The sequence below is a fragment of the Vibrio sp. 10N.247.310.17 genome, from assembly GCF_041466605.1.
GTDB lineage: Bacteria > Pseudomonadota > Gammaproteobacteria > Enterobacterales > Vibrionaceae > Vibrio > Vibrio tasmaniensis_A.
Map to the genome: position 1 here is coordinate 25,045 of NZ_JBFSTC010000049.1, position 11,142 is coordinate 36,186.

Annotated in this window: 9 protein-coding genes; 4 read left to right on the plus strand and 5 right to left on the minus strand. The window is 44.5% G+C overall.

All coding sequences use genetic code 11. The features are described from left to right. Nucleotides 1-315: 315 nt before the first annotated feature. Nucleotides 316-3,468, minus strand: a complete 3,153-nt coding sequence (locus tag AB6D80_RS14335; protein WP_371710699.1) for an efflux RND transporter permease subunit — start codon at nucleotides 3,466-3,468, stop codon at nucleotides 316-318. Nucleotides 3,469-3,479: 11 nt separating this feature from the next. After that, nucleotides 3,480-4,616 carry an efflux RND transporter periplasmic adaptor subunit gene (locus tag AB6D80_RS14340; protein WP_371710698.1) on the minus strand — a complete coding sequence of 379 codons (1,137 nt, stop codon included), beginning with the start codon at nucleotides 4,614-4,616 and terminating at the stop codon, nucleotides 3,480-3,482. A 276-nt stretch (nucleotides 4,617-4,892) separates the two neighbouring features. Here AB6D80_RS14340 and AB6D80_RS14345 point away from each other — a divergent pair, with 276 nt between their 5' ends. Beyond that, a complete protein-coding gene (locus tag AB6D80_RS14345; protein WP_004731749.1) occupies nucleotides 4,893-5,336 on the plus strand; it encodes a dCMP deaminase family protein in 444 nt (147 codons plus the stop codon). A 116-nt stretch (nucleotides 5,337-5,452) separates the two neighbouring features. On the opposite strand, the gene AB6D80_RS14350 is transcribed toward AB6D80_RS14345, so the two are convergent. From AB6D80_RS14350 to pepT, 3 genes are all read right to left on the minus strand, one after another. After that, nucleotides 5,453-6,295, minus strand: coding sequence for a mechanosensitive ion channel family protein (locus AB6D80_RS14350; protein WP_012600992.1), 843 nt, complete (start codon nucleotides 6,293-6,295; stop codon nucleotides 5,453-5,455). A gap of 151 nt (nucleotides 6,296-6,446) precedes the next feature. After that, complete coding sequence (locus AB6D80_RS14355) at nucleotides 6,447-6,914, minus strand: DM13 domain-containing protein (RefSeq protein ID WP_017098691.1); 468 nt, start codon at nucleotides 6,912-6,914, stop codon at nucleotides 6,447-6,449. 75 nt (nucleotides 6,915-6,989) lie between these two features. After that, a complete protein-coding gene (gene pepT / locus AB6D80_RS14360) occupies nucleotides 6,990-8,222 on the minus strand; it encodes a peptidase T (protein ID WP_017099788.1) in 1,233 nt (410 codons plus the stop codon). Nucleotides 8,223-8,571: 349 nt separating this feature from the next. Here pepT and AB6D80_RS14365 point away from each other — a divergent pair, with 349 nt between their 5' ends. From AB6D80_RS14365 to AB6D80_RS14375, 3 genes are all read left to right on the plus strand, one after another. Continuing rightward, on the plus strand, nucleotides 8,572-8,718 hold the full coding sequence (locus tag AB6D80_RS14365) for a hypothetical protein (protein WP_372188879.1): 147 nt from the start codon (nucleotides 8,572-8,574) through the stop codon (nucleotides 8,716-8,718). A gap of 348 nt (nucleotides 8,719-9,066) precedes the next feature. Then, nucleotides 9,067-10,116, plus strand: coding sequence for an aldo/keto reductase (locus AB6D80_RS14370; RefSeq protein WP_372188881.1), 1,050 nt, complete (start codon nucleotides 9,067-9,069; stop codon nucleotides 10,114-10,116). A gap of 191 nt (nucleotides 10,117-10,307) precedes the next feature. Next, nucleotides 10,308-11,042 (plus strand): RNA methyltransferase, encoded by a 735-nt coding sequence (locus AB6D80_RS14375; RefSeq protein WP_009844781.1) that lies wholly within the window; start codon nucleotides 10,308-10,310, stop codon nucleotides 11,040-11,042. Nucleotides 11,043-11,142 lie beyond the last annotated feature (100 nt).

Below are 11,142 nucleotides of genomic sequence, written 5' to 3' on the forward strand. Positions count from 1 at the left end.
AAATATTTCAATATAACTTGGTAATTTTGAAACACTTCACACTATTGTGCAAATACTTTCGAGCATACAAGTGTTAGCCGAACACTTATATATCCAACAAAAACAACAACCTAAAAATAAAACACCATTTTATTGGAGAGCTTTAATTGGAGTATTAACTCTACCTTATAATAAACATTTAATTATATAAACAGATTCTTTATTCACAAGTGGAATAAAAAAGGCTTAGCACTATGCTAAGCCTTCGTTTTTACAAGAAATTAATTACCAAGGAGAAACCTTGTAAAGGGCTCATCCTACAAGACACTAACTTCCCTATTCATCGTCCAGTGGAATCAACTTGGTATTGCCACCGTGTGCCTTCTCACGCTTACGTTGCACGAATGCATAGAAGCCAGGGATTAGGAACGTACCCGCTAACAACACACATAGCAGACCACCAATCAGAGAAATACCCAGAGAGTTCTGGCTCACGTGACCAGCACCCGCAGCAAAGATAAGCGGGAATATACCTAAAATGAATGACCAAGACGTCATGTTCACAGCACGAAAACGTAGCGTACCGCCCTTCACTGCTGCATCTTCGATTGATGCGTCTTTGTCTTCACGCTCCACCTTAGCAAACTCCACAATCAAAATTGCGTTCTTCGCGGCCAAGGCTATCAAGAGAACCAAACCAATTTGTGCATAGAGGTTCAACGGTGTACCAGTCAGGTTCAACGCTAAGAAGGAACCTAAGGTTGCAACTGGTACCACTAAGATAATCGCTATAGGGATTGTCCAACTCTCGTACTGAGCCACCATAAACAGGTAGATGAAGATCAAAGCAAGTGCAAAAGCAAAGATCGCTTGGTTACCTGCTAGTACTTCTTGGTAAGCCATGCCTGTCCATTCGTACTGATAACCCTGCGGCAGTACATCAGCCGCAACACGTTCCATTGCAGCAATCGCATCACCGCTTGAGTAACCCGGTGCTGGTTGGCCTTGAATAACGGCACTGCGGTACATGTTGTAACGCCATGCTACGTCTGGTTCAAAGATCTGATCGTAAGTCACTAATGTGCTTAACGGGATCATCTCGCCATTAGACGAACGTACGTGGAATCGTTGTAGGTCATCCATGCTGCTACGGTGTTCACTGTCTGCTTGCATGGTGACACGGAAATTCTTACCAAACATGGTGAAGTCATTCACGTACATTGACCCAAGATTGCCTTGTAGCGTTTGGAATATTTCCGATAGGGGAATACCTAGCTGTTGCGCTTTCTCACGATCAATATCGACATAGTAGTGAGGTACATTGGCGCGGAAGGTACTGAAGGTATGTGAAATCTCAGGCTGTTTGTTTGCCTCAGCAATCACGTCATTCATTACCATCGCCAGATCAGTGCGGCTACGACCTAATGTATCTTCGAGAACAAACTCAAAACCAGACGCAGCACCCATGCCCGGAACCGCTGGAGGTCCCATTGCAAATACAATCGCCTGAGGCAGTTCTGTTGCCGCTCGGCCATTAATACGTTGTGAGATAGCTTGCGCTGAATGTTGACCGTCCAGTGCGTTACGCATGTCCCAATCGTGGAGCTTGATGAACATCGACGCACCATTCGAAGCTGAAGCGCCCGTCATGAATGCATAGCCGTTAACCAGTGTCACACCATCAACGCCCGGCTCTTGCTCAACCATCTCTAGTAACTGCTCTGTCACATCTTCTGTACGAGACAGCGATGCCGCGTCAGGAAGCTGCACGTTAACCAGCAAGATGCCTTTATCTTCTTGAGGTACGAAAGCCGTAGACGTGGTTTTCGCGAAGTAAGTTACCGCTGCTAGTGCCACAACAAAGAAGGTAAACAGCAAAACACCCTTTTTCACAAGGAAGCCTGCAATTTGACCGTATTTGTTGGTTACAGATTCAAGACCACGGTTAAACGCTTGGTACCAACGTGCTGTGTTACCACCGCCCTGCTTAAGAACCAATGAACACAATGCTGGTGACAGCGTTAGAGCGTTAATAGAAGAGATCACAACCGCAATACAGATGGTCAGAGCGAACTGACGATACATAATGCCTGTAATACCTGGCAGCATCGCTACTGGGATGAATACCGCTAACAGAACCAAGGTTGAGGTAACAATTGGCCCCGTAACTTCTTTCATTGCGATAAGCGTTGCTTTTCGCGGTGAAATGGTAGGATCTTTGGCCATCGTGGTATCTACGTTCTCGATAACCAAGATCGCATCATCTACTACGATACCTATCGCCAAAATCAAACCAAACAGGGTTACTGTGTTGATGGTAAAGCCGGTCATCTGCATGACCGCAAAAGTACCAATCAAAGATACCGGAATCGCAACCACCGGAATCAAGGTTGCACGGGCACTGCCCAAGAACAAGTACGTTACTGCGATAACCAGCAAAATTGCTTCGATGAGTGTTTTAACTACGCCTTTAATCGACTCAGCAACAAAAAGTGTGGTGTCATAACTCGCCTCGTAAGCAACGCCTTCAGGGAAATTTTTGCTTAGGTTGTCTAGCATCGCCATGACTGCTTTACCACTTTCCAGCGCATTAGCGTCTGACTGAAGTGACAGCGTTACGATTGAAGCGTCTTGACCACGGTATTTACCGTTACCATCGTAGAACTTTTTACCTAGCTCAACACGTGCAACGTCTTTTAAATAAACCGTTGAACCGTCTTGATTTGCACGAAGCACAACATTTTCAAACTCATCAGCCGTTTCTAATCGGCCTTTTGTTACCAAGTTGAATTGCACTTCTTGCGCGTTGTTATAAGGTGCAGCTCCAATACGGCCTGCAGCGACTTGAACGTTCTGCTCCGCCAAAGCGCGATTCACGTCAGAGGTAGTTATATTGAGGTTAGCCATTTTTTCAGGATCTAACCAAACACGCATCGCGTATTCACCACCACCCAACACGTTAACTTCACTGATGCCCTTTACACGAGCCAATTGGTCTTTAATGTTCAAGTTCACGTAATTGATAAGGAATTGGTCGTTGTACTCTCCGTTCGGCGAGTAGAAGTTCAATACCATCAATAGGTCAGGTGAACGCTTCTTGACCGTTACACCCACCATTCTTACTTCTTGTGGAAGTTTCGATTCGATCTGAGCAACGCGGTTCTGAACGTTGACCTGAGCCATATCAGCATCAGTCCCGACATCAAAGGTCACGTTAAGGTTGTATGAACCATCATTAGCACTTTTAGAAGACATGTAGATCATATCTTCTACGCCATTCACCGATGTCTCTATGGGGTCGGCTATCGCCTGTTCCACCACTTCAGCACTGGCACCCGTGTAGAATGCCGACACACTGACCGATGGTGGGCTAATTTTTGGATATTCGGCCACTGGTAAGATAGCGAGAGAGATCGCACCCGCCAGCGTTAATATTATGGATATGACAAGGGCAAACTTAGGCCTTTGAATAAAGAAACGACTTAACATAAATAGCCCCCTTACTCAGCTTGTTCAGCAGAAGCTTGAATACGAACAGACATACCATTACGTACACGCTGTAGGCCTTGAGTGATCACTGCGTCGTTCTTCTCTAGACCAGAATGAACGATCACACCACCTTCAACTTGTCGCCCCATCTCAATGTTTCTGCGCTCAGCAACTGGTGCGGCTTCACCTTCAACCAATACCATCACAAAGTCACCTTCTAGGTCGGTTTGAACCGCACGACGCGGAATAGTCACAACATCAATAGATTGCTTTTCACGTAGATCAACGCGAACGTGTTGGCCTGGAAGTAATTGCTGGTTCGGGTTATCAGCAATTGCGCGCATCGCGATCGTACCAGTATTGAGGTTGATACGGTTACCCAAGAAATCAAGCTGACCTAGATGTTCGAACGCTTCACCATTCTCAAGCATGATCTGAACTTCAACACCTGCAGAATCGCTGCTGCCGTCGCCTTCGATGCGATCCATACCCAGCTCAATACGCTCACGCTCACTGATGCTGAACGATGCATGGATTGGATCTAGGCTAACCAACGTAGTCAGTACACCTGAAGACGGTGAAACCAGATCACCCGTGCTCACTTTGGTGTCACTAATTCGTCCAGAGAAAGGCGCAATAATTTTGGTATGAGAAAGCTGAACATTGGCTGCATTGAGCTGTGCTTGACTTGCTTCAAGCTGTGCCTGAGAACCTAACAAGTTTGCGGTTAATGCATCGAATTCAGATTGAGAGATACTGCCTTTTGGAAGTAGGTTTTTACCACGATTAAAATCAAGCTCAGCTTTTTTAAGGTTCGCGTTCGCTTGAGCAACAGACGCTTTTGCGCTTGCTACTTCGGCTTCAAACGAAGAGGGTTCAATCGAGTAAAGCAATTGACCCTTTTCAACCATTTGGCCTTCATTAAAATGACGGCTTTGTAGGTAGCCAGAAACCTGCGCTGTAATAGCCGTGTCTTCAACGGCTTCAATACGACCGATGTACGACTTACTTTGCTGGTGAGAAACAACGCTAACATCCTGTACAGCTACGAGAGGTAGAGGCGCTTGCTTGGCCTTTTGAGCATCTTGCCCACATCCAGCAAGAATAAGAGAGCTTGCAAGAGCCGTAAGGATCAACTTTTTACGCATGGTTATACCGTCACTTGTTAGTATTTGAACAGTATAAAATTTACGTAACACACCCGTTACTATTGTCCGAGGAATATCAATTATAACGAACCAAAGTGTATCAATATGTTAATTGAAACTAAGTGCTTATAAAGTAATTACAAACGCGTTACAATTTCTAAGTAAATCAACCTCTCAGCTTTTGTTCTCTATGGATATTGTCTAACATCATGTATTGTCTAACATCATGTATTGTCAGACAGATAAGCATTCACATTTAATTGTTAAGGAATTCTCATGATTTCAAAATGGGCTAAACGTTTCTATCAAATGGCGGAATTGGTCGGTTCTTGGAGTAAAGATCCTTCAACTCAAGTCGGCGCCGTCATCACTAAGCACAACCGTATTGTTTCAGTTGGCTTTAATGGCTACCCACATGGCGTGTCTGATAGTGCGGATACTGACGATCGCGAGATGAAATACCTCAAGACACTTCACGCTGAAGAAAATGCAATCTTGTTTGCTAAACGTGATTTAGACAGTTGTGAAGTTTGGGTCACTCACTTCCCTTGTCCGAACTGTGCAGCAAAAATCATCCAAACGGGAATTTCAGCGGTACATTGCCCAGAGCAAAGTGAAGATTTCCTTTCTCGCTGGGGAGATAAGATCAAGATAAGCCAAGATATGTTTGAGCAAGCTGGTGTAGAAGTAGACTGGTTGCCACTCGCTGACCTAGATTAATCTCTAACGCTAGGTCTCAAAGTCTAAGTCTAGATCTCAAATACAAAAAAGCCGAGAGTCGATATTATCGCTCTCGGCTTTCTTTTTATTCGGACTTGTTAGCTTCCAGCATCGTATTAGTCACTTGAGGGAAATGCCAACGCGTAAGCTTCCATGAAATCTTTACGGATATCCTGTTCAAGGTGAATCGCTTTCTCTGTCGGGCAGAAGATCATAAAGTGGACTTCTTGCTCACCCGTTGAGCTGCTCGTGATATGAATGTGCGGTTCAGAGCCAGGAAGGTCAACGCCAGCGTGCTTCTCAATCACACCATTGTAACGACGGGCAACATCGATAAACTCTTCACAATGCTCTTCAATTTTCACGATAAGACCCGGCACCATAGGGTATAGGTTTACAAAGTCTTTCACCGTCACAAAAAAGTTATGATAAACATAGCGCTTCATGAAGTTGAGGTTCTTTACCGGATAAGTGAAGAACATGCTATTAGGCAGCGTGGCAGTCTTGCCAGTGAAGTGATATTGCCCATGATACAAATCGATTTCTTGAATCACAGTCGCCATCAAGTTGTGCTCAATCACCTCACCGCTGATTTTGCCCACTTCAATCCAATCACCAATTCGAAATGAGCGAGAACTCGCACGCTGAATAGAGCCAGTAAAACAGAGAATGATCTCTTTTGAAGCCACGACTATCGCAACCGCAATAGCGGTAACAGACAGCGCAAATTCGCTGATTTCGGATTTCCACAACACAAATAACGTTACAACAATAATCGCGAATGTGCCGTTTTTGGTTCGTGACATCCAGTTACGTTGGTCTTCACTAAGGAAAGCAACATCACCTCTTATTTGAGATAAGGTGATTCGGCGAATGATTAAAATAATAGTGATAATCAACGCACTAAAAATAAACTTATGAGCGAGTAGAAAATCAATTACTTGCCACACTTTTTCCATTACTTAATCCTTAGCATTACAACAGTTAGCTTTACAACGGTTAGCTTTACAACGGTTAGCTTTACAAGAAAGCCGCTAATATCCTTTCTATGAAAAAGCGCTCAACTCCTGAGCGCTCGTTTTCATTCTGGTATTAGCCTAGCTAAGGCTATCATTTTATCTTGGCAGAAGTAATAAATTGGCCAAAAGTTTCACACCAAATCACAACGGTATTAAATCGATTAAGATCAGTACCTTCTGGGAGGTTAACCATAAATCGGTCGAATGTTTTTACATCTCCGACTCTCAGTAACTCACTCTTGCTGTCATTGAATGCCTGTTCGGTTTCAATAAACTTAGGTGATAGGTAAACCTTATAATCCGGCCCCGGCGCCAATTCACCTTCAAAAGCTATCGCACTTTCAGAGACAGAGACGATGCCCTCTCCCCAATGCAAAAAGTCACTGTCTTGTCGGTCTTTGGTGAACTCACCTGTATAGATCGCCTGCTGACTGATCGCTTCAACAGAACTTGAGGAAGGAGAATCAGGCTCAATCAAGATAGGTAGTGCGTAGACACCAAGCCCAAAACCAAAAGCACCCACGGCTAAGTGGGTGCAAAGTAAAACTAACTTTTTCATCGCGTACTCCTTATGCTTAAAGAGAGTATTAATGAATACTCTCAAAAATACAAAGAGATATCGCGTTTTAGACGGCTATTTTTGATAGTGAATAGCGGTACGTTGAGAGAGTTTCACGATCACTTCTACCGCTTGTTCCATGCCTTGAATGGTAATGAACTCATGAATACCGTGGAAGTTGTAGCCACCAGTAAAGATATTCGGGCACGGTAGCCCCATGAAAGATAAGCGAGCACCGTCTGTACCACCTCGGATAGGCTTGATCATTGGCTCAACATCGCACTCAATCATCGCTTGCTTCGCTAATTCAATAATATGTTGATGCGGTTCAACCATCTCTTTCATATTGAAGTAGCTATCGGTGAGCACCAACTCAACACGACCTTTCTCTAGGCGCTCATTCAGCTCATCCACTTTCTGTTGCATGAATGCCTTACGCGCTTCTACACCCTCACGTTCAAAATCACGGATGATGTATCCCAGTTCAGAGCGAGCCACACCCATTTCAGCCGACTTCAGGTGGTAAAAACCTTCATAACCTTCTGTGCACTCTGGTGTTTCTTGCGCAGGCATCATCAGTTGGAATTGCGCTGCAATGTTCATTGAGTTCACCATTTTACCTTTGGCGGTACCTGGATGAACGTTCACGCCATGACAGATAACATCAGCGCTCGTGGCATTAAAGTTCTCAAATTCCAACTCCCCTACTGGCCCACCATCGATGGTGTACGCCCACTCGGCGCCAAATTTTTCAACGTCAAACAGGTTCGCACCGCGGCCAATCTCTTCATCCGGTGTGAAACCAATGCAGATGTCGCCGTGTTTGATGTCTGGATTCGCTTTCAGGTAAGCAATCGCACTGATGATTTCAGCGATGCCCGCTTTGTTATCGGCACCAAGCAGAGTTGTGCCGTCAGTCGTAATAAGGTCGTGACCATGTAAAGAATCAAGGTCTGGGTATTGGCTTGGGTTCAAACTCTCGCCACTTTCACCTAATTCAATCGTTCCACCTTGGTAATCTTTAATCACTTGTGGTTTCACATTTGCTCCTGAAGCATCAGGAGCGGTATCCATATGCGCCACAAAGCCAATCGCAGGCACTGGATAATCGACATTCGACGGCAGTTTCGCCATCAAATAGCCATTTTCGTCTAAAGACACATCAACTAACTCTAATGCAACCAATTCTAACTTTAAGGCTTCAGCAAAAGTAATTTGACCCGGTGAACTTGGGCATTGCTGATTAGAAGGATCGGATTTAGTATCAAAAGTAACGTAATTCAGGAAACGTTCTACAAGCTTTTCCATAATTCATCTCACCATGGATTAAGTAATTGATTTACTGACCTAATTATTAAGATAGATAAGCGATGTATTTTTAGACAAATACGTACGCAGAGTCAGTCGCGAGGCTTTTCATCTTACGCCCCTGACCATGTATGTAATTGCTCTAAATCATTGTTGTGCGAACTTAGATGCGCTTCCTATACTTGAAAACAGAGGGTTTCGTCAGTTCAACATTGCATACGGATGATAAGCGATCGCTTTGTACGCATTCTACGCCCTCCGATCTCAGCCTAAAAAAAGTACAAAGTGGATGATGATCACAATTTATCCTTGATGCAGAATCTGTCATACGTTACACGGAGACACAGTTATGACGATTAATAAATATTTCATTTTCTCTCCTCAAGCCTCTGAGGAAACGCTTCAACCAGTATTAACTGAGAAAGAAGTTCAAAGGCTGGAAGCTCTAAGACAGGCGCAATCTCAAGGTGGTTTTGACACCAACGCGACCTCGTAACTTAATCAATACTCAGAACTTGTTTATAGAACCCCTAAAAAAGAGCTCTACTTCTCGTTGATGTAGAGCTCTTTTGTCTCTGAACCTTTCTCCTATCCCAATGCAGCTTCATTCAGGCGCCTGATCTATTAACACCTTGTTATCTATCGCGTCTTTTGTATGTTGCTTCTCAATCATCAAGCAGACTCATTTGTTGCAATGAGAAATGATTCATTAAACTTGCCCAAGCCATACCCTGTGTTGCCATTTTGTGCTAATAATTTATATTCGTTTTCATTCCTCACTCGCCCTTTTTCAATATCCACACTGCGAGCACTAACGAGCCTCACTACAGGAACCCCGAATTTAATGGAATACTCAAAACTAGGAAGTAGTCAAATTCCCGTTTCCCGAATCTGCCTTGGCAGCATGACTTGGGGGCTGCAAAATACGCAACAACAAGCTGACCAACAAATCGAATACTCGCTAAGCCAAGGTATTAACTTTATCGATACCGCAGAGATGTACGCAGTACCACCGTCTCCAGACACCTACGGTAAAACGGAAGCAATCATAGGTAACTGGTTAGCTCGCAATCCGCAGCGCCGCCAAGAAGTCATCATCGCCAGCAAAATTGCAGGTCCGGGATTGCCTTGGGTTCGAGATGGTGGGCCAATCACGGGGGAAGTTGTAATTGCAGCGGTTGACGCTTCACTAGCGCGTTTACAAACGGACTATATCGACCTTTACCAACTGCATTGGCCAAACCGAACGACGCCTCACTTTGGCAAGCATTTCCCGAATCATATTCGATTCAGTGATATCGACCGAAAGCAGCATAAAGCGGAGATGCTAGAGATCCTCCAAGCACTAGCGAGCTGCATTAAAGCCGGAAAAATCCGTCATGTTGGTTTGTCTGATGACACCACTTGGGGCATTAACACTTACCTTAAACTCAGTGAGAAGCATGATTTACCGCGAATGGTCTCTATTCAGAATGAATTTAGCCTGCTGCACGCGAAAGACTGGCCTTATTTGATTGAAAACTGTGTGCACGAAGACGTCGCCTACCTACCATGGTCACCGTTAGCAGCGGGCATGCTGAGTGGCAAATACATTGATGGTGCGAGACCAGAAGGAAGCCGTTGGACTTACATGCAGCGTAAAGGCATTTTCCGCGACACTGAGTCTGCCAATGAAGCCGTAAAAGGATATGTCGAAGTTGCGAACGCTCACGGATTTACACCGAGCCAACTAGCTTTAGCGTGGTGTAATCAAGTTGATGGTGTCACCTCCACTATTATTGGCGCAACCACCATGGAACAACTGAAAGAGAACGTAGCAGCGTTCAGCAAACCGTTGTCAGAAGAGATCCTTACCGATATCAACACAGTGTTTAACTACCCTGCCCCATATTAATCATACAGGTCAGCTAATCTTGGGTTCAGCTTAATGTTAGATGATTAAATCAGATAAGAGCGCGCTATTTAGTGCGCTTTTCTTTTTTAAGTGGGTTGCTTTTGCTTTTTAGTGGATCGCATTGAGTTATCACGCTTTTGGTTATCCAACCTTTGCTCTATAATGCGCGGGCTTATATCTAGGATAAAAACATGATTTCAAAAAACCAATTAAAACTCCTTCGTGCTTTGGGCCAAAAGAAACAACGTAAAGCCCACGGCCTGTTTCTAGTTCAAGGTGAAAAAAACGTACTTGAGCTGTTCAATAGTGACTTAGTCGTAAAGAACGTCTTTGCTACGGCTGATTTCTTATCTGAAAATCACGCGTCACTGTTTGAGTTTGATTGTGTTGAAGCCTCGCTTGATGACCTAACCAAAGCGAGTACTTTGGTGAGTAACAATGCGGCGATTGCTGTTGTTGAGATCCCAACGTTTGAATTACCAAAAGCTACTGGGTTAATGATTGCACTGGATGGTGTATCTGATCCGGGCAACCTAGGTACGATTATTCGCGTAGCAGACTGGTATGGCATTAAGCATATCGTTGCGAGCAGCGATTGTGCAGACCCATACAACCCGAAAACGATCAGCGCGACCATGGGCAGCTTTGGCCGAGTACACGTAAGCCAAACAGACTTACCTGAATACTTAGAGCAAGCGAACCTGCCTGTTTACGGAGCGTTCTTAGAAGGTGAAAGTGTTCATAAGACGGAATTTACTGCCAACGGTATTTTACTGATGGGCAGTGAGTCTCACGGTATTCGTGAACACGCCGCTAAATTCGTGACAGACAAGATTACGATTCCAGCATTCGGTGGCGCAGAGTCTCTGAATGTAGCAATGGCGACAGGTATTATTCTCGACAACATGCGTCGTCAGCATAGCTAAATTTCATAAGCTAACGAGCCAGTCGACACTGCTCAGATATTAAATAAGGTTCATCGCGGATTAGCGGGAACTTAAAACAAAAACGGTAGTAAGTGATATG

Coding starts and splice junctions, on each gene's coding strand:
- AB6D80_RS14335 (WP_371710699.1), bottom strand. CDS start 3,468: ATGTTAAGTCGTTTCTTTATTCAAAGGCCTAAGTTTGCCCTTGTCATA.
- AB6D80_RS14340 (WP_371710698.1), bottom strand. CDS start 4,616: ATGCGTAAAAAGTTGATCCTTACGGCTCTTGCAAGCTCTCTTATTCTT.
- AB6D80_RS14345 (WP_004731749.1), top strand. CDS start 4,893: ATGATTTCAAAATGGGCTAAACGTTTCTATCAAATGGCGGAATTGGTC.
- AB6D80_RS14350 (WP_012600992.1), bottom strand. CDS start 6,295: ATGGAAAAAGTGTGGCAAGTAATTGATTTTCTACTCGCTCATAAGTTT.
- AB6D80_RS14355 (WP_017098691.1), bottom strand. CDS start 6,914: ATGAAAAAGTTAGTTTTACTTTGCACCCACTTAGCCGTGGGTGCTTTT.
- pepT (WP_017099788.1), bottom strand. CDS start 8,222: ATGGAAAAGCTTGTAGAACGTTTCCTGAATTACGTTACTTTTGATACT.
- AB6D80_RS14365 (WP_372188879.1), top strand. CDS start 8,572: ATGACGATTAATAAATATTTCATTTTCTCTCCTCAAGCCTCTGAGGAA.
- AB6D80_RS14370 (WP_372188881.1), top strand. CDS start 9,067: ATGGAATACTCAAAACTAGGAAGTAGTCAAATTCCCGTTTCCCGAATC.
- AB6D80_RS14375 (WP_009844781.1), top strand. CDS start 10,308: ATGATTTCAAAAAACCAATTAAAACTCCTTCGTGCTTTGGGCCAAAAG.